The organism is Streptomyces sp. NPDC040622 (assembly GCF_055593965.1).
This window is the reverse complement of the sequence record NZ_JBVIXD010000002.1, coordinates 241173-264620: the sequence shown is the minus strand read 5'-3', so window position 1 is coordinate 264620 and position 23448 is coordinate 241173. Positions and strand designations below refer to the sequence as shown.

General features: G+C 66.1%; 36 protein-coding genes. 1 reads left to right on the top strand and 35 read right to left on the bottom strand.

All coding sequences use genetic code 11. From position 1 onward, the window contains the following. Nucleotides 1–20: 20 nt before the first annotated feature. The gene (locus tag ACZ592_RS05650) at nucleotides 21–887 is read left to right on the top strand and encodes a hypothetical protein (RefSeq protein WP_471580215.1); all 867 of its coding nucleotides are present in this window, start codon (nucleotides 21–23) and stop codon (nucleotides 885–887) included. A gap of 27 nt (nucleotides 888–914) precedes the next feature. Here the strand turns inward: ACZ592_RS05650 and truA are convergent, their stop codons facing one another. The 35 genes from truA to rpsL form a co-directional block, all read right to left on the bottom strand. Further along, nucleotides 915–1769: a tRNA pseudouridine(38-40) synthase TruA gene (gene truA / locus ACZ592_RS05645; RefSeq protein WP_471580214.1), complete on the bottom strand. Its 855-nt coding sequence runs from the start codon at nucleotides 1767–1769 to the stop codon at nucleotides 915–917. 142 nt (nucleotides 1770–1911) lie between these two features. Beyond that, a complete protein-coding gene (gene rplQ, locus ACZ592_RS05640; RefSeq protein ID WP_471580213.1) occupies nucleotides 1912–2400 on the bottom strand; it encodes a 50S ribosomal protein L17 in 489 nt (162 codons plus the stop codon). 121 nt (nucleotides 2401–2521) lie between these two features. Further along, entirely contained in the window at nucleotides 2522–3544 is a 1023-nt protein-coding gene (locus tag ACZ592_RS05635) for a DNA-directed RNA polymerase subunit alpha (protein ID WP_016645160.1), read from the bottom strand. 115 nt (nucleotides 3545–3659) lie between these two features. Next, complete coding sequence (gene rpsK / locus ACZ592_RS05630; protein ID WP_003948617.1) at nucleotides 3660–4064, bottom strand: 30S ribosomal protein S11; 405 nt, start codon at nucleotides 4062–4064, stop codon at nucleotides 3660–3662. A 65-nt stretch (nucleotides 4065–4129) separates the two neighbouring features. Continuing rightward, a complete protein-coding gene (gene rpsM, locus ACZ592_RS05625; RefSeq protein ID WP_447037971.1) occupies nucleotides 4130–4510 on the bottom strand; it encodes a 30S ribosomal protein S13 in 381 nt (126 codons plus the stop codon). Nucleotides 4511–4728: 218 nt separating this feature from the next. Beyond that, nucleotides 4729–4842 carry a 50S ribosomal protein L36 gene (gene rpmJ, locus ACZ592_RS05620; RefSeq protein ID WP_003948619.1) on the bottom strand — a complete coding sequence of 38 codons (114 nt, stop codon included), beginning with the start codon at nucleotides 4840–4842 and terminating at the stop codon, nucleotides 4729–4731. A 58-nt stretch (nucleotides 4843–4900) separates the two neighbouring features. Then, nucleotides 4901–5122 carry a translation initiation factor IF-1 gene (gene infA, locus ACZ592_RS05615; RefSeq protein ID WP_003948620.1) on the bottom strand — a complete coding sequence of 74 codons (222 nt, stop codon included), beginning with the start codon at nucleotides 5120–5122 and terminating at the stop codon, nucleotides 4901–4903. Nucleotides 5123–5317: 195 nt separating this feature from the next. Next, on the bottom strand, nucleotides 5318–6154 hold the full coding sequence (map, locus tag ACZ592_RS05610; RefSeq protein ID WP_471580212.1) for a type I methionyl aminopeptidase: 837 nt from the start codon (nucleotides 6152–6154) through the stop codon (nucleotides 5318–5320). Nucleotides 6155–6271: 117 nt separating this feature from the next. Further along, complete coding sequence (locus ACZ592_RS05605; RefSeq protein WP_471580211.1) at nucleotides 6272–6925, bottom strand: adenylate kinase; 654 nt, start codon at nucleotides 6923–6925, stop codon at nucleotides 6272–6274. After that, nucleotides 6925–8238 carry a preprotein translocase subunit SecY gene (gene secY / locus ACZ592_RS05600; protein ID WP_471580210.1) on the bottom strand — a complete coding sequence of 438 codons (1314 nt, stop codon included), beginning with the start codon at nucleotides 8236–8238 and terminating at the stop codon, nucleotides 6925–6927. The genes ACZ592_RS05605 and secY overlap by 1 nt, the downstream gene beginning before the upstream one ends. Before the next feature lie 226 nt (nucleotides 8239–8464). After that, nucleotides 8465–8920, bottom strand: coding sequence for a 50S ribosomal protein L15 (rplO, locus tag ACZ592_RS05595; RefSeq protein WP_055564835.1), 456 nt, complete (start codon nucleotides 8918–8920; stop codon nucleotides 8465–8467). A gap of 1 nt (nucleotide 8921) precedes the next feature. After that, the gene (rpmD, locus tag ACZ592_RS05590) at nucleotides 8922–9104 is read right to left on the bottom strand and encodes a 50S ribosomal protein L30 (protein ID WP_055553514.1); all 183 of its coding nucleotides are present in this window, start codon (nucleotides 9102–9104) and stop codon (nucleotides 8922–8924) included. Then, nucleotides 9104–9706, bottom strand: coding sequence for a 30S ribosomal protein S5 (gene rpsE / locus ACZ592_RS05585; protein ID WP_055553512.1), 603 nt, complete (start codon nucleotides 9704–9706; stop codon nucleotides 9104–9106). Before rpsE ends, rpmD begins: the two co-directional genes overlap by 1 nt. Nucleotides 9707–9747: 41 nt before the next feature. Then, a complete protein-coding gene (gene rplR, locus ACZ592_RS05580; RefSeq protein WP_055564833.1) occupies nucleotides 9748–10131 on the bottom strand; it encodes a 50S ribosomal protein L18 in 384 nt (127 codons plus the stop codon). A gap of 3 nt (nucleotides 10132–10134) precedes the next feature. Continuing rightward, complete coding sequence (gene rplF / locus ACZ592_RS05575) at nucleotides 10135–10674, bottom strand: 50S ribosomal protein L6 (RefSeq protein WP_362363444.1); 540 nt, start codon at nucleotides 10672–10674, stop codon at nucleotides 10135–10137. Nucleotides 10675–10695: 21 nt separating this feature from the next. Next, nucleotides 10696–11094 (bottom strand): 30S ribosomal protein S8, encoded by a 399-nt coding sequence (gene rpsH / locus ACZ592_RS05570; RefSeq protein WP_018528360.1) that lies wholly within the window; start codon nucleotides 11092–11094, stop codon nucleotides 10696–10698. A gap of 211 nt (nucleotides 11095–11305) precedes the next feature. After that, nucleotides 11306–11491: a type Z 30S ribosomal protein S14 gene (locus tag ACZ592_RS05565; protein WP_003956452.1), complete on the bottom strand. Its 186-nt coding sequence runs from the start codon at nucleotides 11489–11491 to the stop codon at nucleotides 11306–11308. A 5-nt stretch (nucleotides 11492–11496) separates the two neighbouring features. Continuing rightward, nucleotides 11497–12054: a 50S ribosomal protein L5 gene (gene rplE / locus ACZ592_RS05560; protein ID WP_055564831.1), complete on the bottom strand. Its 558-nt coding sequence runs from the start codon at nucleotides 12052–12054 to the stop codon at nucleotides 11497–11499. Next, the gene (gene rplX, locus ACZ592_RS05555; RefSeq protein WP_016645174.1) at nucleotides 12054–12377 is read right to left on the bottom strand and encodes a 50S ribosomal protein L24; all 324 of its coding nucleotides are present in this window, start codon (nucleotides 12375–12377) and stop codon (nucleotides 12054–12056) included. The genes rplE and rplX overlap by 1 nt, the downstream gene beginning before the upstream one ends. A gap of 2 nt (nucleotides 12378–12379) precedes the next feature. Next, a complete protein-coding gene (gene rplN / locus ACZ592_RS05550; RefSeq protein WP_003974257.1) occupies nucleotides 12380–12748 on the bottom strand; it encodes a 50S ribosomal protein L14 in 369 nt (122 codons plus the stop codon). Between the two features lie 106 nt (nucleotides 12749–12854). After that, on the bottom strand, nucleotides 12855–13139 hold the full coding sequence (gene rpsQ, locus ACZ592_RS05545) for a 30S ribosomal protein S17 (RefSeq protein WP_055553502.1): 285 nt from the start codon (nucleotides 13137–13139) through the stop codon (nucleotides 12855–12857). Continuing rightward, the gene (gene rpmC / locus ACZ592_RS05540) at nucleotides 13139–13363 is read right to left on the bottom strand and encodes a 50S ribosomal protein L29 (protein ID WP_006347226.1); all 225 of its coding nucleotides are present in this window, start codon (nucleotides 13361–13363) and stop codon (nucleotides 13139–13141) included. Before rpmC ends, rpsQ begins: the two co-directional genes overlap by 1 nt. Beyond that, complete coding sequence (gene rplP, locus ACZ592_RS05535; protein WP_030782563.1) at nucleotides 13363–13782, bottom strand: 50S ribosomal protein L16; 420 nt, start codon at nucleotides 13780–13782, stop codon at nucleotides 13363–13365. The genes rpmC and rplP overlap by 1 nt, the downstream gene beginning before the upstream one ends. Before the next feature lie 5 nt (nucleotides 13783–13787). Continuing rightward, nucleotides 13788–14630 carry a 30S ribosomal protein S3 gene (rpsC, locus tag ACZ592_RS05530; protein ID WP_125514476.1) on the bottom strand — a complete coding sequence of 281 codons (843 nt, stop codon included), beginning with the start codon at nucleotides 14628–14630 and terminating at the stop codon, nucleotides 13788–13790. Continuing rightward, entirely contained in the window at nucleotides 14630–14977 is a 348-nt protein-coding gene (gene rplV / locus ACZ592_RS05525; RefSeq protein WP_016645177.1) for a 50S ribosomal protein L22, read from the bottom strand. The genes rpsC and rplV overlap by 1 nt, the downstream gene beginning before the upstream one ends. 42 nt (nucleotides 14978–15019) lie before the next feature. Then, a complete protein-coding gene (gene rpsS / locus ACZ592_RS05520; RefSeq protein WP_447037978.1) occupies nucleotides 15020–15301 on the bottom strand; it encodes a 30S ribosomal protein S19 in 282 nt (93 codons plus the stop codon). 12 nt (nucleotides 15302–15313) lie between these two features. Next, the gene (rplB, locus tag ACZ592_RS05515; RefSeq protein WP_471580209.1) at nucleotides 15314–16150 is read right to left on the bottom strand and encodes a 50S ribosomal protein L2; all 837 of its coding nucleotides are present in this window, start codon (nucleotides 16148–16150) and stop codon (nucleotides 15314–15316) included. 39 nt (nucleotides 16151–16189) lie between these two features. Next, complete coding sequence (gene rplW / locus ACZ592_RS05510; protein WP_055564827.1) at nucleotides 16190–16609, bottom strand: 50S ribosomal protein L23; 420 nt, start codon at nucleotides 16607–16609, stop codon at nucleotides 16190–16192. Then, nucleotides 16609–17262, bottom strand: a complete 654-nt coding sequence (gene rplD / locus ACZ592_RS05505; protein ID WP_356251647.1) for a 50S ribosomal protein L4 — start codon at nucleotides 17260–17262, stop codon at nucleotides 16609–16611. The genes rplW and rplD overlap by 1 nt, the downstream gene beginning before the upstream one ends. Before the next feature lie 8 nt (nucleotides 17263–17270). Next, complete coding sequence (gene rplC / locus ACZ592_RS05500) at nucleotides 17271–17915, bottom strand: 50S ribosomal protein L3 (protein WP_055553489.1); 645 nt, start codon at nucleotides 17913–17915, stop codon at nucleotides 17271–17273. 14 nt (nucleotides 17916–17929) lie between these two features. After that, nucleotides 17930–18238 carry a 30S ribosomal protein S10 gene (gene rpsJ / locus ACZ592_RS05495; protein WP_003948644.1) on the bottom strand — a complete coding sequence of 103 codons (309 nt, stop codon included), beginning with the start codon at nucleotides 18236–18238 and terminating at the stop codon, nucleotides 17930–17932. 534 nt (nucleotides 18239–18772) lie between these two features. Further along, nucleotides 18773–19966 carry an elongation factor Tu gene (gene tuf / locus ACZ592_RS05490; protein ID WP_471580208.1) on the bottom strand — a complete coding sequence of 398 codons (1194 nt, stop codon included), beginning with the start codon at nucleotides 19964–19966 and terminating at the stop codon, nucleotides 18773–18775. 144 nt (nucleotides 19967–20110) lie between these two features. Then, nucleotides 20111–22237 (bottom strand): elongation factor G, encoded by a 2127-nt coding sequence (gene fusA, locus ACZ592_RS05485; RefSeq protein ID WP_471580207.1) that lies wholly within the window; start codon nucleotides 22235–22237, stop codon nucleotides 20111–20113. A gap of 39 nt (nucleotides 22238–22276) precedes the next feature. Further along, nucleotides 22277–22747: a 30S ribosomal protein S7 gene (gene rpsG / locus ACZ592_RS05480; RefSeq protein ID WP_003974303.1), complete on the bottom strand. Its 471-nt coding sequence runs from the start codon at nucleotides 22745–22747 to the stop codon at nucleotides 22277–22279. A gap of 2 nt (nucleotides 22748–22749) precedes the next feature. Beyond that, nucleotides 22750–23121 carry a 30S ribosomal protein S12 gene (gene rpsL / locus ACZ592_RS05475; protein WP_003948652.1) on the bottom strand — a complete coding sequence of 124 codons (372 nt, stop codon included), beginning with the start codon at nucleotides 23119–23121 and terminating at the stop codon, nucleotides 22750–22752. Nucleotides 23122–23448 lie beyond the last annotated feature (327 nt).

The window sequence follows — 23448 nt, the reverse complement described above, 5'->3', positions numbered from 1 at the left end:
GCCCGTCTAAGATGCGGCCCATGAGCTTTGGGCAAGGGGGACCTCAGTGGGGTCCGGGGGGAACGGGCGGACCCGGCGGCGGGCCCACGCCCGACTGGGCGGCACTGGCCGAGGCCTCCGAGGCGCGCACCCGCCGCCGCAAGTGGCTGCTGATCGGCGGCGGAGCGCTCGCCACGGTCGGCATCGCGGCCGCCGTGGCCATCACGGTCGTCACCGCCAACAGCGACGACCCCTCCGCGTCGAACAAGCCGGCCAGCGAGCTGCCGACGGCCGCGGACATCCCCGGCGCGAGCAAGGACGCGGAGCCCTCCTTCGACGCCACCACGCCGCCGCCCCCGCCGGACCCCAAGGACTTCATCTCCAGCGCCAAGAAGGACAAGGCGCCGCTCACCCCGGAGGGCCTCTTCCCCGGCAAGTCCTGGCGCACGGGCGAGCGCCTCTACAAGAAGGGCGCGACCGACAGCACCACCCAGTGCGCGTCCGTCACCCAGGACGCCCTCGGCTCGGTCCTCGCCAAGAACGACTGCACGCGCCTGATCCGCGCCAGCTACGTGCGCAACGGCCTCGCGGTCACCGTCGGCGTCGCCGTCTTCGACACCTCGGCCGACGCCGCGAAGGTCAAGGAGCAGGTGAAGAAGGGCCTGGTCAACTCCCTCTCCGGCAAGGGCGTGCCCGCCTTCTGCCGCACCGGGGTGTGCCGAGGCACCTACAACGCCTACGGCCGCTACGCGTACTTCACCACCACGGGCTACACCAGCGGCAAGAACGTGGTGACGACCGACACCAAGGCCTACGGCGTCGGCGACGACCTGGCCCGCTTCGCCTTCCAGCGCATCAACCAGCGCGGCGAGGCCCAGGCGTCGGCCGCCGCCGCGGCTCCGCGGTAGTCCGGCGGGCGGGCGCCCGGCCGGGGCTCAGCAGCACCCGGCCCCGGGCAGCGTCCGCTTGTTCCGCGCCTGATTGCTGCGCGCGGCGAGCAGCTCGTCGGCGGGGTAGCCGACCTCCTCCAGCGTGAGCCCGTGCGGCCGCACGACGTGCACGGCGGAGTCCCGCACGCCCGCCGCGAGCACCTTCGCAGGCCACTCGACGGGCCGGTGCCCGTCCCCCACGAACAGCATGGCGCCCACCAGCGAACGCACCATGTTGTGGCAGAACGCGTCGGCCCGCACGGTGGCCTCCAGGATCCCGTCGGCCCGCCGCTCCCACCGCAGCTCCTGCAGCGTACGGATGGTCGTGGCACCCTCGCGCCGCTTGCAGTAGGCGGCGAAGTCGTGCTCGCCGACCAGCCGCTCGGCGGCGGCGTTCATGGCGTCGAGGTCCAACTCCCAGTCGTGCCACAGCACATGGCCGCGCAGCAGCGGGTCGACGCCACCGGGGTGGTCCGTCACGCGGTAGGCGTACCGCCGCCACACGGCCGCGAACCGCGCGTTGAACCCGGCGGGCGCCTCGGCCACCTTCCACACCCGCACGTCGTGCGGCAGGCGCCCCGCCAGCCGCCGCAGCAGCTTGTCGCTGTGCTCGGCCCACACGCCCTCCGGCAGATCGACGTGCGCGACCTGCCCCCGCGCGTGCACGCCGCTGTCGGTCCGCCCCGCGACGGTCAGCTCGTACGTCTCCTGGGACCGGGTCACGGTCCGCAGCGCGGACTCGATCTCCCCCTGCACGGTCCGCTGCCCCTGCCGCTGCTTGGCCCAGCCGGAGAAGTCCCTGCCGTCGTACGACAGATCCAGCCGCACCCGCACGAACCCGGGCTCTACCTCGTCACTCACTCGTGGATCCTCTCAGGCAACACAAAAGCGGGCCCGTCCCCCGCAGGGGACGGGCCCGCGAACGCCCTGAAGGGGCGCGGGGAACTGCGCGACGAGCCACGACGGGGCCGCGGCCGGCGACACGCGGTCCCCGGCGGGACGCTTACGCGTCCTTCGACTCCTCGGCAGCCTCGTCGCCCTTGGCCGTGTCGACCTTGGGCTCGGAAACCTCGGCGTCCTTGGCGGCGCGCTTCGTCGCGGCCTCGGCCTCACCGGTGGCCTCCTGGGCCACGGTCAGGGCCTCCACCAGCTCGATGATCGCCATGGGCGCGTTGTCGCCACGACGGTTACCGATCTTGGTGATGCGGGTGTAACCACCGGGGCGGTTCTCGTAGCGCGGGCCGATCTCCGTGAAGAGCGTGTGCACGATGCTCTTGTCGGTGATGACGGACAGCACCTGGCGGCGGTTGTGAAGGTCGCCCTTCTTCGCCTTGGTGACCAGACGCTCCGCGTAGGGACGCAGACGACGGGCCTTCGCCTCGGTGGTGGTGATGCGGCCGTGCTCGAAGAGCTGCTTGGCGAGGTTCGCCAGCAGAAGCTTCTCGTGCGCGGCGCTGCCGCCCAGACGGGCACCCTTGGTGGGCTTCGGCATGGTGTTTCTCCTAGTGATCTGCCCCGGCCGTATCAGGTACCGGAGTCAGTGGACCCGCGCCCCGTAAGGGGCGCGGGGAACTGCGCGACCGGTCGAAGCCGGCCGGCAGCCAAAATCAGACCTAGTACTGCTCGGTCTCGACGAAGCCGGCGTCGGCGTCGTCGTCCGCGCCGAACGCGTCGGCCGCAGCGGTCGGGTCGAAGCCGGGAGGCGAGTCCTTGAGCGCAAGGCCCATCCCGTTGAGCTTCATCTTGACCTCGTCGATCGACTTCGCACCGAAGTTGCGGATGTCGAGCAGGTCCGCCTCGGAGCGGGCCACGAGCTCGCCCACCGAGTGGATGCCCTCGCGCTTGAGGCAGTTGTACGACCGAACGGTGAGCTCCAGCTCCTCGATCGGCAGGGCGAGATCGGCGGCCAGGGCCGCGTCCGTCGGCGAGGGGCCCATGTCGATGCCCTCGGCGTCGATGTTGAGCTCGCGGGCCAGACCGAACAGCTCGACCAGGGTCTTGCCGGCGGACGCCATGGCGTCACGCGGGCGCATGGCCTGCTTGGTCTCGACGTCGACGATCAGCTTGTCGAAGTCGGTGCGCTGCTCGACACGCGTGGCCTCGACCTTGTACGTGACCTTGAGGACCGGCGAGTAGATCGAGTCGACCGGGATGCGCCCGATCTCCTGACCGACCTGCTTGTTCTGGACGGCGGAGACGTAGCCGCGACCGCGCTCGACGGTCAGCTCCATCTCCAGCTTGCCCTTGCCGTTGAGCGTGGCGAGGACCAGGTCCGGGTTGTGCACCTCGACACCGGCCGGGGGCGCGATGTCAGCAGCGGTGACCAGGCCGGGACCCTGCTTGCGCAGGTACATCACGACCGGCTCGTCGTGCTCCGAGGAGACGACCAGCTGCTTGATGTTGAGGATGAGGTCGGTGACGTCCTCCTTGACGCCCGGCACGGTGGTGAACTCGTGCAGGACACCGTCGATGCGGATGGACGTGACAGCCGCACCCGGGATCGAGGAGAGGAGCGTACGACGCAGGGAGTTGCCGAGGGTGTAACCGAAGCCCGGCTCCAGCGGCTCGATCACGAACCGGGAGCGGAATTCGTCGACGACCTCTTCGGTCAACGAGGGACGCTGAGCGATCAGCATGAAGTGATTCCTTCAGTCATGGGCACCCACTATTTGATGCCCTTGAGTACTGCAAGGGTACGGGCGGCACGCCTCCGAAGAGCCGTACCGCCCGAAAACCTGAGACAACCGTGCGTCAGACGCGGCGGCGCTTGGGCGGACGGCAGCCGTTGTGCGGCGTGGGCGTCACGTCCTGGATCGAGCCGACCTCGAGGCCGGTGGCCTGGAGGGAGCGGATCGCGGTCTCACGGCCGGAGCCGGGACCCTTGACGAAGACGTCGACCTTGCGCATGCCGTGCTCCTGGGCGCGACGGGCAGCCGACTCGGCGGCCATCTGCGCGGCGAACGGCGTGGACTTGCGCGAGCCCTTGAAGCCGACGTGGCCGGCGGAGGCCCAGGAGATCACGTTGCCGGTCGGGTCCGTGATGGACACGATCGTGTTGTTGAACGTGCTCTTGATGTGCGCGTGGCCGTGAGCGACGTTCTTCTTTTCCTTGCGGCGCACCTTCTTGGCAGCGCCCTGACGACCCTTGGGGGGCATCTATAACTCCTACGGGAGGTGGTCGGTCCTGCAGCGTCAGCTGTCGATAGACCGCTGAGCGAGGACTACTTCTTGCCCGGCTTCTTCTTACCGGCGATGGCGCGACGCGGGCCCTTGCGGGTGCGGGCGTTCGTGCTGGTGCGCTGACCGCGGACGGGCAGACCACGACGGTGACGGATGCCCGCGTAGCAGCCGATCTCGACCTTGCGGCGGATGTCGGCCTGGATCTCGCGACGGAGGTCACCCTCGGTCTTGATGTTGGCGTCCACGTACTCGCGGATCTTGACGAGGTCTTCCTCGGTCAGGTCGCGAACGCGGGTGTTGCGGTCCACCTCGGTGGCGTCCAGCGTCTGCTGGGCCAGCGTGCGGCCGATGCCGAACACGTAGGTGAGGGCGACCTCAATACGCTTTTCGCGCGGGAGGTCAACGCCTTCAACGCGTGCCATTCATGGCTCCTGTTGATTCTTCGGAGGTCTTCAGCAGAACCACTCCCGGCCGCCGTCCCCGTTCTCCGGAATGTCTTCTGGAGAAGAGTCGGTACGTACCGGGTCCCCGGCCTCCGACCGGGGGTGCCGCCCTCCATTACCTATGGATCTGAAGAGGGACGGGCTCTGCGTATCTACTTACGTGCGTCGCGCGAAAATCTGCGAACTGCAGTCGTGCGTCAGCCCTGGCGCTGCTTGTGGCGCGGGTTGTCGCAAATGATCATGACCCGGCCGTGACGGCGGATCACCCTGCACTTGTCGCAGATCTTCTTGACGCTCGGCTTGACCTTCATTGGGTGAGGTTCTCCGGGTCAGTGCCACCACCCCGCCGGAACGGGATGCGGGCAAGATCTACTTGTACCGGTAGACGATCCGGCCACGCGTCAGGTCGTACGGAGACAGCTCCACCACGACCCGGTCGTCAGGGAGGATACGGATGTAGTGCATACGCATCTTGCCGCTGATGTGTGCCAGGACCTGGTGGCCGTTCTGGAGCTCCACCTTGAACATGGCGTTCGGAAGAGACTCGACGACAGTGCCTTCGATCTCGATGGCACCTTGCTTCTTGGCCACGCTTCGCCCTTCGAATCGACTACCTTGATCGGCTACGTACTCCGTGTCCCGCATACAGGCACACGGATGCACGAGAGCCGACGCGTCAGTCTACGTCAGTGCACTCGGAAAGACGAATCGAGAAAGTCTGCCCCACGACGAAGATCCTTAAGCAAGGGGGTGGCCCAACGGCCCATCCCCCCTGCCCGGACGCACTCAGCCCAGCGGGTCGGGCGCGACCGTGACCCCGTACTCCGCGAGCTTCGCCTTGCCGCAGTCGGGAGAGGTCAGCACGATCGGGCCCTCCTCCGTCAGCGCGACGGAGTGCTCCCAGTGCGAGGACCAGGTCCCGTCCGTCGTGATGACGGTCCAGTCGTCCTCGAGCACCTCGGTCCGGGGCGTGCCCAGGGAGACCATCGGCTCGATGGCCAGGCAGAAGCCGGGGACGAGCTTGGGGCCCTTGCCGCGGCGGCGCTCGACGTAGTTCAGGAGGTGCGGGTCCATGTGCATCTCGGTGCCGATGCCGTGGCCGCCGTAGTCCTCGACGATGCCGTACTTGCCGCCGCCGGGCTTCGGCTGGCGGCGGATGTACGTCTCGATGGCGCGGGAGATGTCGACGAGGCGGTTGCCCTGCTTCATGGCGGCCAGACCGGCCCACATCGACTCCTCGGTCACCCGGGAGAGCTCGATCAGCTCCGGAGCGTGACCGGTGCCCACGAAGGCCGTGTAGGCGGCGTCCCCGTGCCAGCCGTCGACGATCGCGCCCGCGTCGATGGAGATGATGTCGCCGTCCTTGAGGACGGTCTTGTCGTCGGGGATGCCGTGCACGACGACCTCGTTGACCGAGGTGCAGATCGTGGCGGGGAAGCCCCCGTACCCGAGGAAGTTCGACTTCGCGCCGTGCTCGTCGATGACCTTGCGCGCGACCTGGTCCAGGTCCTTCGTGGTGGCGCCGGGCACCGCGGCCTCACGGGTCGCGGCGTGGACGGCGGCGACGACAAGGCCCGCCTCACGCATCTTCGCGATCTGCTCGGGGGTCTTGATCTGCACCATGGGACTTCCGCTCTCCGTCATCCGTCGACAACCGGCTACGTACACACGAACCGGGTACGTAGACAACAGTACGGCCGCGGTCCCCTCACGGGCACCGCGGCCGAACAGCGTACTGGGTTACTTGTCGCCCTTGAGGGCGTCCATCGCGCGCGCGGTGACCTCTTCCACCTTGCCGAGCGCCGAGATCGTGACGACCAGACCCTGGGTCCGGTAGTAGTCGATGATCGGCTCGGTCTGCGTGTGGTAGACCTCGAGGCGCTTGCGCACGGTGTCCTCGCTGTCGTCCTCGCGCTGGTACAGCTCGCCGCCGCAGACGTCGCAGACGCCCTCGGTCTCGGGCTTCGAGTACGTCACGTGGAAGACGTGGCTCGAGTCCTTGCGGCAGATGCGCCGCCCGGCGATCCGCTTGACGACCTCGTCCTCGGGGACCTCCAGGTCCAGGACCGCGTCGAGCTTCACGTCGTCGGCCTTGAGGGCCACGTCGAGCGCCTCGGCCTGCGACACGTTCCGCGGGAAGCCGTCCAGCAGGAAGCCGTTCTCGGCATCCGGCTGCGCCATGCGGTCCTTCGCCATGCCGATGGTCACCTCGTCGGGGACGAGGTTGCCGGCGTCCATGTAGGCCTTCGCCTGCTTGCCCAGCTCCGTGCCCTTGCTGATGTTGGCACGGAAGAGGTCGCCCGTGGAGATGTGCGGGATCGACAGGTTCTTGGCGAGGAACGCGGCCTGCGTTCCCTTGCCCGCACCGGGCGGCCCGACGAGGACGATTCGCATCAGCGGAGGAACCCTTCGTAATTGCGCTGCTGGAGCTGGCTCTCGATCTGCTTCACGGTTTCCAGACCCACACCCACGATGATCAGGATGCTCGTCCCGCCGAACGGGAAGTTCTGGTTGGCCCCGAAGCCCACCAACGCCATCGTCGGCACAAGAGCGATCAGACCCAGATACAGCGAACCCGGCCAGGTGATCCGGTTGAGTACGTAACTCAGATACTCAGCGGTCGGACGGCCAGCCCGGATGCCCGGGATGAAGCCACCATACTTCTTCATGTTGTCGGCGACTTCCTCGGGGTTGAAGGAGATCGCGACGTAGAAGAAGGCGAAGAAGACGATCAGGATGAAGTACGTGGCGATGTAAATCGGGTGGTCACCCTTGGTCAGGTTCGCCTCGATCCACGTCTTCCATCCCGAGTTGCCACCCGCGAACTGGGCGACCAGCGCCGGAATGTACAGCAGCGAGGAGGCGAAGATCACAGGGATGATGCCCGCCTGATTGACCTTCAGCGGGATGTACGTCGACGTACCGCCGTAGGACCGGCGGCCGATCATTCGCTTCGCGTACTGGACCGGAATGCGGCGCTGAGCCTGCTCCACGAAGACCACCAGGCCGACCATGACGAGCCCGACCGCGATGACGGTGCCGAACTCGATCCAGCCACCCGCGAGGTCACCCTGCGACTTGATGGCCCACAGGGCGCTCGGGAAGGTCGCGGCGATCGAGATGAACATCAGGATCGACATGCCGTTGCCGATGCCGCGGTCGGTGATGAGCTCACCGAGCCACATCACGCAGGCCGTACCGGCGGTCATCGTGATGACCATCGTGATCGTGACGAAGATCGACTGGTCGGGAACGATCTCACTGGCGACCGGGCAGCCCTGGAAGAGGGTGCCGGTACGGGCGGTGGCCACCAGGCCGGTGCCCTGCAGGATCGCCAGCGCGATGGTCAGATAGCGCGTGTACTGCGTGATCTTCGCTGTGCCGGCCTGGCCCTCCTTCTTGAGGGCCTCGAGTCGCGGGATCACCACGGTCAGCAGCTGCAGAATGATGCTCGCCGTGATGTACGGCATGATGCCGAGCGCGAAGATCGTGATCTGCAGCAGCGCGCCACCGCTGAACATGTTGACGAGGCCGAACAAGCCCTGGTTCGCATTGGCGTTGTCAATGCAGACCTGGACGTTCTTGTAGTCGACGCCGGGAATCGGCACATGCGTACCGACCCGATAGATCACGATGATGCCGAGCGTGAAGAGCAGCTTCTTGCGCAGGTCGGGCGTCTTGAACGCCCGGGCGAACGCGGTGAGCACGGTGCCTCCTGCGACCCCCGCGCGCGTGCGCCAGAGGTGGTGGTCTGAGGTTCGACGAATACGTATCAGTCAAGAAAACCGTGCGGACAGACCGCACGGAGCTTAGACAGTGCACGCCACCTTACCGGCGACCGTGCCCCCCTAGGAACGACCAACCGGGGATGCCCCTTTTGTGGGGCATCCCCGGCTGGGAATCGCTCATGTCATCGACACGTCTGAGGGAATATCAGACGAGCTCGGTGACGGTACCGCCCGCGGCGGTGATCTTCTCCTTGGCGGAGCCGGAGACGGCGTCGACCGTCACCTGCAGCGCCACGGTGACCTCGCCCTGGCCGAGGACCTTGACAAGGCTGTTCTTGCGAACGGCACCCTTGGCGACGAGACCCTCTACGGTGACCTCGCCACCCTCCGGGTACAGCGCGCTCAGCTTGTCGAGGTTCACGACCTGGAACTCGGTCTTGAACGGGTTCTTGAAGCCCTTGAGCTTCGGGAGACGCATGTGGAGGGGCATCTGGCCACCCTCGAAGCGCTCCGGAACCTGGTAACGGGCCTTCGTGCCCTTGGTACCACGACCAGCGGTCTTACCCTTGGACGCCTCACCACGACCCACACGGGTCTTGGCGGTCTTGGCGCCCGGGGCGGGCCGGAGGTTGTGGACCTTCAGCGGGTTCTGCTCCGCCATGTCAGTCGACCTCCTCAACCGTCACGAGGTGGCGGACGGTGTGCACCATTCCGCGGAACTCGGGGCGGTCCTCCTTGACGACCTGCGTGTTGATGCCCTTGAGACCAAGGGAGCGCAGGGTGTCGCGGTGGTTCTGCTTGCTGCCGATGTACGACTTCGTCTGCGTGACCTTGAGGCGAGCCATTACGCACCCGCCCCAGCACGTGCACGGAGCAGAGCCGCGGGGGCGACGTCCTCGAGGGGCAGACCACGGCGGGCCGCGATCTCCTCGGGACGCTGCAGACCCTTGAGGGCCGCCACGGTCGCGTGCACGATGTTGATCGCGTTGTCGGAGCCCAGGGACTTCGACAGGATGTCGTGAACGCCGGCGCACTCGAGCACGGCACGCACCGGGCCACCGGCGATAACACCGGTACCGGGGGAAGCAGGCTTCAGCAGGACGACGCCCGCGGCCTTCTCACCCTGGATGGGGTGCGGGATGGTGCCCTGGATACGGGGGACCTTGAAGAAGTGCTTCTTGGCCTCCTCAACACCCTTGGCGATGGCGGCCGGCACCTCCTTGGCCTTGCCGTAACCGACACCCACGGTGCCGTCACCGTCGCCCACCACGACCAGCGCGGTGAAGCTGAAGCGACGACCACCCTTCACAACCTTGGCGACACGGTTGATCGCGACAACGCGCTCAACGTATGCGGTCTTCTCGGCGGCAGCGCCACCGTCGCGACCCTTCCGGTCCCGCCGCTCGCCGCCACCGGCACCGCCACCGCGGCGCTGGGGTCCAGCCATTGGAATTACCTCTCTCTGTTTCCGCTAGCTACGGAACCGACTCAGAACTTGAGTCCGGCTTCGCGGGCGGCGTCCGCCAGGGCGGCGATGCGCCCGGCGTACTGGTTACCACCACGGTCGAACACGACAGTCTCGACACCGGCGGCCTTGGCGCGCTCGGCGACCAGGGCGCCGACCGACTTGGCAGCCGCGGACTTGTCGCCCTCGGCACCGCGGATCGTGGTGTCCAGGGTCGAGGCCGACGCAAGGGTGTGACCCTTGATGTCGTCGATGACCTGGGCCACGATGTGGCGGTTGGAGCGCGTCACGACCAGGCGCGGACGCTCAGCCGTACCCGAGATGTGCTTACGGATGCGGATGTGACGACGCTTGATGGCAGCACGCTTGTAAGCGTCGCCCTTAGCAATCTTGACACCGTATGCCATGGCTTACTTACCCGCCTTTCCGACCTTGCGGCGGATGACTTCGCCTTCGTACTTGACGCCCTTGGCCTTGTACGGGTCGGGCTTGCGCAGCTTGCGGATGTTGGCCGCAACCTCGCCGACCTTCTGCTTGTCGATGCCCTCGACCGAGAAACGGGTCGCGGACTCCACCTTGAAGGTGATGCCCTCGGGGGCCTCGACCAGGATCGGGTGGCTGTAGCCCAGCGAGAACTCCAGGTTGGAGCCCTTCGCGAGGACGCGGTAACCGACACCGCTGATTTCGAGCTTCTTCACGTAACCCTGGGTCACGCCGGTGATCATGTTCGCCACCAGCGTGCGGGACAGGCCGTGCAGGGCCTTGTTCTGACGCTCGTCGTTCGGGCGGGTGACGTTCAGAACGCCGTCCTCGTCCTTAGCGATCTCGATCGGCGCGACAACGGTGTGCGAGAGGGAACCCTTGGGGCCCTTCACAGCGACCGTACGGCCGTCGATGGTGACGTCCACGCCGGCGGGAACCGTGATGGGGAGCTTGCCAATACGCGACATTAGCTATTCCTCCGTTCCCGACTACCAGACGTAGGCGAGGACTTCCCCACCTACGCCCTTCTTGCCTGCCTGCTGGCCGGTCAGGAGACCGTGCGACGTGGAGATGATCGCCACGCCGAGGCCGCCGAGGACCTTCGGCAGGTTGGTGGACTTCGCGTAAACCCGGAGACCGGGCTTGGAGATCCGCTTGATGCCCGCGATGGAGCGCTCACGGTTCGGGCCGAACTTCAGCTCGAGAACGAGGTTCTTGCCAACCTCGGCGTCCTCGACCTTCCAGCCCGTGATGAAGCCCTCCTGCTGGAGGATCTCCGCGATGTGAGACTTGATCTTGCTGTGCGGCATAGCCACGGTGTCGTGGTACGCCGAGTTCGCGTTACGCAGACGAGTCAGCATGTCCGCGATCGGATCAGTCATGGTCATGAATTGGCCTTCGGCCTCTCTCGCCGTGGTTTCCTATCTGCGCCATCCCTCTCCCCACTCAGAGGCGGGACGGGTGCGGCGCGGGGACCTACGGCGTAGTAAGTCGGTCAGGGCGGCAGACGCCCAACCCTCCTAGCCTAAGCCATGTGGAGGAGGGCCTCTGCCAACCCTTTACTTACCGAGAGATCCAGACAGTCCCTGAAAGCGGGGACTACCAGGAGCTCTTGGTCACGCCCGGCAGCTCGCCACGGTGAGCCATCTCACGAAGGCACACGCGGCACAGGCCGAACTTGCGGTACACGGAGTGCGGGCGGCCGCAGCGCTGGCAGCGGGTGTACGCACGCACACCGAACTTGGGCTTACGAGCAGCCTTGGCAATCAGAGCCTTCTTCGCCATCTCGCTTACGCCTCCTTGAAGGGGAAGCCGAGGTGACGGAGAAGGGCACGGCCTTCGGCGTCGTTGGTCGCCGTGGTGACCACGGTGATGTCCATACCCCGGACGCGGTCGATCTTGTCCTGGTCGATCTCGTGGAACATGACCTGCTCGGTGAGACCGAAGGTGTAGTTGCCACGGCCGTCGAACTGCTTGGGGGACAGACCACGGAAGTCGCGGATGCGCGGGAGCGCGAGCGACAGGGTGCGGTCCAGGAACTCCCACATGCGGTCGCCACGGAGCGTGACGTGGCAGCCGATCGGCTGGCCCTCGCGCAGCTTGAACTGCGCGATGGACTTCCGGGCCTTCGTCACGGCCGGCTTCTGACCGGTGATCGTGGTGAGGTCGCGGATGGCGCCGTCGATCAGCTTCGAGTCACGGGCGGCGTCGCCGACACCCATGTTCACCACGATCTTGACCAGGCCGGGGATCTGCATGACGTTCTCGTACGAGAACTCCTCACGCAGCTTGCCCGTGATCTCCTCGCGGTACTTCGTCTTGAGACGCGGAGTGGTGGTGGTCGTCATCAGATGTCCTCACCCGTCCGCTTGGCAACGCGGATCTTGTTGCCCTCGTCGTCGAAGCGGTAACCGACGCGCGTGACAACCTTGTTGCCGTCCTTCTCCACGACCAGCTGGACGTTGGAGACGTGGACGGGGGCCTCGGTGGTCACGATGCCGCCGGCCTGGGAGCCGCTGGCGGTCGGGCCGGCCTTCGTGTGCTTCTTGACCCGGTTGACACCCTCGACCAGGACGCGCTCGTCGCGCGGGTAAGCGGCAATGACCTTGCCCTGCTTGCCCTTGTCCTTACCGGTGATGACCTGGACCAGGTCGCCCTTCTTGATCTTCATGCTTACAGCACCTCCGGCGCGAGCGAGATGATCTTCATGAACTTCTTCTCGCGCAGCTCACGGCCGACGGGGCCGAAGATACGGGTGCCGCGAGGGTCGCCGTCGTTCTTCAGAATGACGGCGGCGTTCTCGTCGAAGCGGATGTACGAGCCGTCCGGACGGCGGCGCTCCTTGACGGTGCGAACGATGACCGCCTTGACGACGTCACCCTTCTTCACGTTGCCACCGGGGATCGCGTCCTTGACGGTGGCGACGATGACGTCACCGATGCCCGCGTAGCGGCGACCCGAGCCACCGAGAACACGAATGGTGAGAATTTCCTTCGCACCCGTGTTGTCGGCGACGCGAAGTCGCGACTCCTGCTGGATCACGTCTATCTCCTGTTTGTCTGCCGGTTCCCGGCGGGGGCGCGTCCCTTACGGGACACGACCCCACCGAGCCTGGCGGAACTGATCCGAGGGGAAACCCCCTCGGAAATTACTTGGCCTTCTCGAGGATCTCGACGATGCGCCAGCGCTTGGTCGCCGACAGCGGACGCGTCTCCATCAGGAGGACGCGGTCGCCGACGCCGGCAGCGTTCTGCTCGTCGTGCGCCTTGAGCTTGTTCGTACGACGGATGACCTTGCCGTACAGCGCGTGGGTCACGCGGTCCTCGACAGCGACGACGACGGTCTTGTCCATCTTGTCGCTGACGACCAGGCCCTGGCGGGTCTTGCGGAAACCGCGGTCGGTCTTCGTCTCAGTCACGTTGCTCTCGCTCATCAGGCGCTCTCCACCGTCTCGATGCCCAGCTCGCGCTCACGCATCAGGGTGTAGATCCGCGCGATGTCCTTACGGACGGCCTTGAGCCGGCCGTGGTTCTCGAGCTGGCCCGTCGCCGCCTGGAAGCGGAGGTTGAACAGCTCTTCCTTGGCCTCGCGAAGCTTGTTGACAAGCTCCTCGTTGCCCAGCTCGCGCAGCTCGGACGCCTTGGTACCGGCCGACATCACGACTCACCTGCCTCGCGCCGGACGATGCGGCACTTCATCGGAAGCTTGTGAGCAGCGCGGGTGAGCGCCTCACGAGCAATCTTCTCGTTCGGGTAGGACAGCTCGAACATCACCCGTCCCGGGTGAACGTTCGCGACCCACCACTCGGGGGAACCCTTACCGGAACCCATGCGGGTCTCGGCAGGCTTCTTGGTGAGGGGGCGGTCCGGGTAGATGTTGATCCAGACCTTGCCGCCACGCTTGATGTGGCGGGTCATCGCGATACGAGCCGCCTCGATCTGGCGGTTGGTCACGTACGCCGGCGTGAGGGCCTGAATGCCGTACTCGCCGAACGCAACCGTCGTACCGCCCTTGGCCTGACCACGGCGCTTCGGGTGGTGCTGCTTGCGGTGCTTGACCCTACGGGGGATCAGCATTTCGGTCAGGCCTCCGTTCCGGTGCTCTCAGCCGGAGCGGCAGCGGCGGCGGGAGCGTCGGCCTTGGGGGCCTCGGCAGCCGGCGCGGACTGCTGCTGCGGCTTGCGGCCGCGGCCGCCACGCTCGCCACCACGGCCACCACGGGCCGGGCGGTCGTTGCCGCCACCACGGGCCGGGCGGTTACCCGCACGGGCCGCGGCGTTCTCGGCACGGACCTCGGCGATGTTCTTGACGTCGCCCTTGTAGATCCAGACCTTCACGCCGATGCGGCCGAAGGTCGTCTTGGCCTCGAAGAAGCCGTAGTCGACGTTCGCGCGGAGCGTGTGCAGGGGCACGCGGCCCTCGCGGTAGAACTCCGAGCGGGACATCTCGGCGCCGCCGAGACGACCGCCACACTGGATCTTGATGCCCTTGGCGCCCGCCTTCATCGCCGACTGCATGCTCTTACGCATGGCGCGACGGAAGGAGACGCGGGAGGACAGCTGCTCCGCGACGGCCTGGGCCACGAGCTGAGCGTCGACCTCGGGGTTCTTGACCTCGAGGATGTTCAGCTGGACCTGCTTGCCCGTGAGCTTCTCGAGGTCACCGCGGATGCGGTCGGCCTCGGCGCCACGGCGGCCGATGACGATGCCGGGACGAGCGGTGTGGATGTCCACACGCACGCGGTCACGGGTGCGCTCGATCTCCACCTTCGAGATGCCGGCGCGCTCCATGCCGGACGTCATCATCCGACGGATGGCGACGTCTTCCTTGACGTAGTCCTTGTACAGCTTGTCGGCGTACCAACGCGACTTGAAGTCGGTCGTGACACCGAGCCGGAACCCGTGCGGGTTTACCTTCTGGCCCATTACCGGGTTCCTTCCTTGCTGCTGACGACCACGGTGATGTGGCTGGTCCGCTTACGGATCCGGTAGGCACGGCCCTGGGCACGCGGACGGAACCGCTTCAGGGTCGGGCCCTCATCCACGTACGCCTCGCTGATGACCAGCGAAGAGGCGTCAGAGTGGTCGTAGTTGTGCGCGGCGTTGGCAATGGCGCTGTCCAGCACCTTGCCGACCGGCACGCTCGCGGCCTGCGGGGCGAAACGCAGGACCGCCTGAGCCTCCGTGGCATCCATGCCACGGATGAGGTCCACCACGCGGCGGGCCTTCATGGGCGTGACGCGGATGTACCGCGCCTGGGCCCTGGCTTCCATGGTTGTCCCTTCGGTGTTAGTCATAGTCGTTTCCACCCCGCGCTAGCGGCGCTTCGACTTCCGGTCGTCCTTGACGTGGCCGCGGAAGGTGCGAGTCGGCGAGAACTCGCCGAGCTTGTGGCCGACCATCGACTCGGTGACGAACACCGGGATGTGGGTCTTGCCGTTGTGCACCGCGATCGTGTGACCCAGCATGCTGGGGACGATCATCGAGCGACGGGACCAGGTCTTGATGACGTTCTTGGTGCCGGCTTCGTTCTGGACGTCCACCTTCTTTACGAGGTGGTCGTCAACGAAGGGCCCCTTCTTGAGACTGCGCGGCATCTAAACCCGCTCCTAGCGCTTCTTGTTCGACTTGCGGCGACGGACGATGTACTTGTTGCTCGCCTTGTTGCGATCACGAGTACGACCCTCCTTCTGACCCCACGGCGAGACCGGGTGACGACCACCGGAAGTCTTGCCTTCACCACCACCGTGCGGGTGGTCGACCGGGTTCATCACGACACCACGCACGGTCGGGCGGACGCCCTTCCAGCGCATACGGCCGGCCTTGCCCCAGTTGATGTTCGACTGCTCGGCATTGCCGACCTCGCCGATGGTGGCGCGGCAGCGGACGTCCACGAGACGGATCTCGCCGGACGGCATGCGAAGGTGCGCCATGGCGCCTTCCTTCGCGAGCAGCTGCACGGAGGCACCCGCGGAGCGGGCGAACTTCGCGCCGCCGCCGGGCCGCAGCTCGATGGCGTGGATGGTCGTACCGACCGGGATGTTGCGCAGCGCCATGTTGTTGCCGGGCTTGATGTCGGCGCCGGCGCCGCTCTCAATCCGGTCACCCTGCTGCGTGCCGCGCGGGGCGAGGATGTAGCGCTTCTCGCCGTCCGCGTAGTGCAGCAGCGCGATGCGCGCGGTGCGGTTGGGGTCGTACTCGATGTGCGCGACCTTGGCCGGCACGCCGTCCTTGTCGTGACGACGGAAGTCGATCACGCGGTAGGCGCGCTTGTGTCCGCCACCCTGGTGACGAACGGTGATCCGACCGGCGTTGTTACGGCCGCCCTTGCTGTGCAGCGGGCGAACCAGCGACTTCTCCGGCGTGGACCGCGTTACCTCGACGAAGTCGGCGACGCTGGAGCCACGACGGCCCGGCGTAGTCGGCTTGTACTTGCGGATTCCCATTTCTCAGTCCTCGTCCGATATTCGGACCAGGGCACTCCGTTAGGAGGCCTGGCCGAAGATGTCGATACGGTCGCCCTCAGCAAGGGTCACGATGGCGCGCTTGGTGTCGGCACGCTTGCCGAACCCGGTGCGCGTACGCTTCCGCTTGCCCTGACGGTTGATCGTGTTGACGCCGGTGACCTTGACCGAGAAGACCGCCTCGACGGCCTGCTTGATCTGGGTCTTGTTGGCGCCCGGGGCCACGATGAACGTGTACTTGCCCTCGTCGAGCAGCGCGTACGACTTCTCGGAGACGACCGGCTTGACGAGGACGTCGCGCGGGTCCGAGAAGGACTTGCTCAGCGGGGTGGGCTCAACGGCGATCTTGCCCTCGGTCGCGATGCGCTTCGCCTTGGCGACGCGCGCGGCCTTCGCGGCCTTCGCAGCCTTGGACGCGATGCTCTGGTGACGAATAGCCATCAGGCTTCGCTCCCTTCGGTCTCATCGGCCTTGGGGCCAGACACGAAGGACTCGAACGCGGCCTTGGTGAAGACCACGTCGTCCGAGACGAGCACGTCGTACGTGTTCAGCTGGCCCGGCTCCAGGATGTGCACCTGGGGCAGGTTGCGGGCGGAGAGCAGCGAAGTCTCGTCCGCGCGGTCGATGACCAGGAGCACGTTCTTGCGCTCGCTGACCTTGCCGAGCAGCGTCTTCGCGGCCTTCGTGGAGATGTCGCCCTCGACCACGTTGGTGACAACGTGGATACGAGCGTTGCGGGCCCGGTCGGTGAGGGCGTGGCGCAGGGCCGCGGCCTTCATCTTCTTCGGGGTCCGCTGCGAGTAGTCGCGCGGCTGCGGGCCGTGGACGACGCCACCGCCGGCGAACTGCGGCGCACGGGTCGAACCCTGGCGCGCGCGGCCGGTGCCCTTCTGGCGGTACGGCTTCTTGCCGCCACCGCGGACTTCGCCACGACGCTTGGTCTTGTGCGTGCCCTGACGGGCAGCGGCCAGCTGGGCGACGACGACCTGGTGGATCAGCGGAATGCTGATCTTCTCGACGTCGAAGATCTCCGCGGGGAGCTCGACCGTCCCGGTCTTGTCGCCTGCCGGCGAAAGGATGTCAATGGTGCTCATGGGTTACCTCAGGCCCCCTTGGCCGCGGTACGGACCAGGACGAGGCCGCCGTTCGGACCAGGAACCGCGCCCTTGATGAGGAGCAGGCCCTTCTCCGCGTCAACGGCGTGGACGGTCAGGTTCTGGGTGGTGACCCGCTCGTTGCCCATGCGACCGGCCATGCGCTGGCCCTTGAAGACACGGCCGGGCGTGGCGCAGCCACCGATGGAGCCGGGCTTGCGGTGCACGCGGTGGGCACCGTGGGAGGCCTTGCCACCGGCGAAGTTGTGACGCTTCATCACACCGGCGAAGCCCTTGCCCTTGCTCTTACCGGTGACGTCGACCTTGATACCGGCCTCGAACGTCTCGGCAGTCAGCTCCTGGCCGAGGGTGTACTCGCTGGCACCAGCGGTACGGATCTCGACGAGGTGGCGACGGGGGGTCACGTCGGCCTTGGCGAAGTGGCCCTTGAGGGGCTTGTTCACCTTGCGCGGGTCGATCTCGCCGAAGGCGATCTGGACCGACTCGTAGCCGTCGCTGTCATTCGTGCGGACCTGGGTAACGACGCAGGGTCCGGCCTTGACCACGGTCACCGGGACGATGCGGTTGTTCTCGTCCCAGACCTGGGTCATGCCGAGCTTCTCGCCCAGGATGCCCTTGATCTGCTTGGTCATCTTCTTCGCGCCCTTCAGAGCTTGATCTCGATGTCAACGCCGGCCGGAAGGTCCAGGCGCATCAGCGAGTCAACGGTCTTGGGGGTCGGGTCGAGGATGTCGATCAGGCGCTTGTGCGTGCGCATCTCGAAGTGCTCGCGCGAGTCCTTGTACTTGTGCGGCGACTTGATGACGCAGTACACGTTCTTCTCAGTGGGCAGCGGCACCGGGCCCGCGACCGACGCACCAGTACGCGTCACCGTCTCGACGATCTTCTTCGCCGAGGAGTCGATGACCTCGTGGTCGTAGGCCTTGAGCCGGATGCGGATCTTCTGTCCCGCCATGGCTACTTAGTAGTCCTTCGTCTCGAACGCTCTGGCTCCCGGGAGGCCCTTTTTTCTACTTCCTCCGACCCACGCGGTCGGGCGTGTCGCAGTCCCGCTCACACAGATCTCCCGAAGGATTTCCCTGCTAGGGGCTGCGGCCCTGAATGACCGCGGGTCCGGGGGAAGAAACCCACCGGGCGCCTGGCCGAGCCACCGCACTGCACTTCCCGAAAGATTCCCGTACGTCCGCCACAGCGCTGCCAGTGGATCCTTGCGGACCCTTCGACAGATGGGGCGACGAGTACTGTGGGACTCGCTTCCGGTCCTCCCGGCGGGAGGCGCGCAGCATCGGCACTCAACCGAGCAACCTGAACAGTGTGCCATACGGGGCATGCCGAAGGCCAATCGGGACGAACTGTCAAGCTGCCACGGCCAAGATCGCGTACACAAAGAGCCGTACGCAAAGAGCCCCGCCCACCCGGAGGTGGACGGGGCTCTTCGCTGCGCTCAGTTCAGAGCGACCGGGTCTCCCCGATCTTCAAGCAAGCGAGCTTACTTGTTGATCTTGGTGACCTGGCCGGCGCCGACGGTCCGGCCACCCTCACGGATGGCGAACTTCAGGCCCTCTTCCATCGCGACGGGCTGGATGAGCTCAACGGTCATCTCAGTGTTGTCGCCCGGCATGACCATCTCGGTGCCCTCGGGGAGGGTCACGACGCCGGTCACGTCGGTGGTGCGGAAGTAGAACTGCGGGCGGTAGTTGTTGAAGAAGGGGGTGTGACGGCCACCCTCGTCCTTCGACAGGATGTAGGCCTGGGCCTCGAACTCGGTGTGCGGCGTGACCGAACCGGGCTTGATGATGACCTGGCCGCGCTCGACGTCCTCGCGCTTGATGCCACGGAGGAGCAGACCGACGTTCTCACCGGCCTGGCCCTCGTCGAGCAGCTTGCGGAACATCTCGATGCCGGTGACCGTGGTGGTGGTCTTCTCGTGCTTGATGCCCACGATGTCAACGGTCTCGTTGACCTTGAGGATGCCGCGCTCGATACGACCGGTGACGACGGTGCCACGACCGGTGATCGTGAAGACGTCCTCGATCGGCATCAGGAACGGCTTGTCGACGTCACGCTCGGGCTGCGGGATGTTCTCGTCGACCGCCTTCATCAGGTTGAGGACGGACTCACCCCACTCCTTGTCGCCCTCGAGCGCCTTGAGCGCCGAGACCTTGACGACCGGCAGGTCGTCGCCCGGGAACTCGTACTCGGAGAGGAGCTCACGGACCTCGAGCTCGACGAGCTCCAGGATCTCCTCGTCGTCCACCATGTCGGCCTTGTTCAGGGCGACGACGATGTACGGAACGCCGACCTGGCGGGCCAGGAGCACGTGCTCCTTGGTCTGCGGCATCGGGCCGTCGGTGGCGGCGACCACGAGGATGGCGCCGTCCATCTGCGCGGCACCCGTGATCATGTTCTTGATGTAGTCCGCGTGACCGGGGCAGTCGACGTGCGCGTAGTGACGGTCCTCGGTCTGGTACTCGACGTGCGCGATCGAGATCGTGATACCGCGCTGGCGCTCCTCGGGAGCCTTGTCGATCTGGTCGAAGGCCGAGGCCTCGTTCAGGTCGGGGTACGCGTCGTGCAGCACCTTGGTAATGGCGGCCGTGAGGGTCGTCTTACCGTGGTCAATGTGACCGATGGTGCCGATGTTGACGTGCGGCTTAGTCCGCTCGAACTTTGCCTTCGCCACTGAATCCTCCTGCGGAGTGGTTCTGTACGCCTTGCTTCATCGGCGCCAGGTGATCTTTGCTGGGAAGCCAGCCACCGGGGTTCTTGCCCTGCGGGGTCGAACCCCGGCGGATGGTGTCAAGCCTAAAGCGTGAACTCGGGTGAGTTACTCGCCCTTGGCCTTCGCGATGATCTCCTCGGCGACGTTCCGCGGAACCTCGGCGTAGGAGTCGAACTGCATTGAGTAGCTTGCGCGACCCGACGTCTTGCTGCGGAGGTCTCCGACGTAGCCGAACATCTCCGAGAGGGGCACGAGGCCCTTCACGACGCGAGCGCCGCTGCGCTCCTCCATGGCCTGGATCTGGCCACGGCGGGAGTTGATGTCACCGATGACATCGCCCATGTAGTCCTCGGGCGTGGTGACCTCGACGGCCATCATCGGCTCGAGCAGCACAGGGCTGGCCTTGCGCGCGGCCTCCTTGAAGGCCTGGGAGCCGGCGATCTTGAAGGCGAGCTCCGAAGAGTCGACCTCGTGGTACGCACCGTCGAGAAGGATGACGCGGACGCCAGTCATCTCGTAGCCGGCCAGGATGCCGAACTGCATGGCCTCCTGCGCACCGGCGTCCACCGACGGGATGTACTCCCGCGGGATGCGGCCACCGGTGACCTTGTTCACGAACTCGTACGACGCGTCGCCGTCCGTGATGGGCTCGATCGCGATCTGCACCTTGGCGAACTGACCGGTACCACCGGTCTGCTTCTTGTGGGTGTAGTCCACGCGCTCGACGGTCTTGCGGATCGTCTCGCGGTACGCGACCTGCGGCTTGCCGACGTTCGCCTCGACGCGGAATTCGCGCTTCATGCGGTCGACGAGCACCTCGAGGTGAAGCTCGCCCATACCACCGATGATGGTCTGGCCGGTCTCCTCGTCCGAGTGGACCTGGAAGGAGGGGTCCTCCTCCGAGAGACGCTGGATGGCTACACCCAGCTTCTCCTGGTCACCCTTGGACTTCGGCTCGATGGCGACCTGGATGACCGGCGCCGGGAAGTCCATGGACTCCAGGATCACCGGCTGCTTGTCGTCACAGAGCGTCTCACCCGTGGTGGTCTGCTTCAGACCCATGACGGCGACGATGTCACCGGCGCCCACCGACGCGATCTCCTCACGCTTGTTCGCGTGCATGCGGTAGATCTTGCCGATGCGCTCCTTCTTGCCCTTGACGGAGTTCAGCACCGCGGTGCCGGCCTCCAGGCGACCGGAGTAGATCCGGACGAAGGTGAGCTTGCCCAGGTGCGGGTCGCTCGCGATCTTGAACGCGAGCGCCGACAGGGGCTCCTCGTCGGACGGCTTGCGCTTGACGACCGTCTCCGGGTCCTTGACGTCGTGGCCCTCGATGGCCTCGACGTCCAGGGGGGACGGCAGGTAGCGCACGACGGCGTCGAGCAGGGGCTGAACGCCCTTGTTCTTGAACGCGGTGCCGCAGAAGACGGGGGTGACGGTGGTGTCGCCGCCCTTGCCCGAGGCGATGGTGACACGACGGATCGCCGCGTACAGCTGCTCCTCGGTGGGCTCCTGGCCCTCGAGGTACAGCTCCATCATCTGCTCGTCGTTCTCGGCCACGGCCTCGAGCAGCTTGCCGCGGTACTCCTCGGCAGCCTCGGTGTGCGTGTCCGGGATGTCGACGATGTCGTAGGCCTCGCCCATCTTGGTCTCTGCGGACCAGACGAAGGCCTTCATCGTGACGAGGTCGACGACGCCCTTGAAGTCAGCCTCCGCGCCGATGGGCAGCTGCATGACGATCGGGGTCGCACCGAGGCGGTCGACGATCATGTCGACACAACGGTGGAACTCGGCACCGGTGCGGTCGAGCTTGTTGACGAAGCAGATGCGCGGGACGCCGTAGCGGTCCGCCTGACGCCACACGGTCTCGGACTGGGGCTCAACACCGGCGACGCCGTCGAACACCGTCACGGCACCGTCGAGCACGCGGAGCGAACGCTCCACCTCGACGGTGAAGTCGACGTGGCCCGGGGTGTCGATGATGTTGATGGTGTGGTCGACGTCGTTCAGCGGCCAGTGACAGGTGGTGGCAGCAGAGGTGATCGTGATGCCACGCTCCTGCTCCTGCTCCATCCAGTCCATCGTCGCGGCGCCGTCGTGCACCTCACCGATCTTGTACGACACACCGGTGTAGAACAGGATCCGCTCGGTGGTCGTCGTCTTGCCCGCGTCGATGTGGGCCATGATGCCGATGTTGCGCACCTTGGCCAGGTCAAGTGAAGTGGTAGCCATATCGGCTCAGTCTTCTCTCGGTCTCGATGGGGGTAGCGACTACCAGCGGTAGTGCGCGAAGGCCTTGTTGGACTCGGCCATCTTGTGGGTGTCCTCACGCTTCTTCACAGCGGCACCGAGGCCGTTGGAGGCGTCGAGGAGCTCGTTGAGCAGACGCTCGGTCATGGTCTTCTCGCGACGGGCGCGGGAGTAACCGACCAGCCAGCGCAGGGCGAGCGTGTTCGCTCGGCCCGGCTTGACCTCGATCGGGACCTGGTAGGTCGCGCCACCGACACGGCGGGACTTGACCTCGAGGGTCGGCTTGATGTTCTCGAGCGCGCGCTTCAGCGTGATGACCGGGTCGTTGCCGGTCTTCTCGCGCAGGCCCTCCATGGCGCCGTACACGATGCGCTCGGCGGTGGAGCGCTTGCCGTTCAGCAGCACCTTGTTGATGAGGGAGGTCACCAGAGGAGAACCGTAGACCGGGTCGATGATGACCGGGCGCTTCGGGGCGGGGCCCTTACGAGGCATTCTTACTTCTCCTTCTTGGCGCCGTAGCGGCTGCGGGCCTGCTTGCGGTTCTTGACACCCTGGGTGTCGAGGGAACCGCGGATGATCTTGTAACGAACACCAGGCAGGTCCTTCACACGGCCACCACGCACGAGCACGATGGAGTGCTCCTGCAGGTTGTGTCCCTCACCCGGAATGTAGGCCGTGACCTCGATCCCGGAGGTCAGACGCACACGCGCGACCTTACGGAGGGCCGAGTTCGGCTTCTTCGGGGTGGTCGTGAACACACGCGTGCAGACGCCACGGCGCTGGGGCGAACCCTCGAGTGCGGGCGTCTTGTTCTTCTCGACCTTGTCCTGCCGGCCCTTACGGACCAGCTGCTGGATCGTAGGCACTACTTCTCCGGTTTCTGTGTGCCGAATAGGTAAAGCTAACCCGGAACATCGCCGACCCACGCGGTCGGGTGTGTCGAATGCTGCAGACTCCCGCCGCAAGGCGGAAAGGGGCGCAGATTACGGTGGCCGTTCTCGGACTCGCGATGCGGCTGAAGACACGCGCGCGAGCCCAGGCACACCCCAGGCACAAGGTCTGAGCGTACCTACCTCATCGGGTTCGGTCAAAACAAATGCAGGCCACCCCGACACGCCGGACTTCTCGGACCACTTTCGCAGCCCCTCCGAGGGCCGATTCCCACCCTTCCATGTTCATGGCGCACTCGTCTT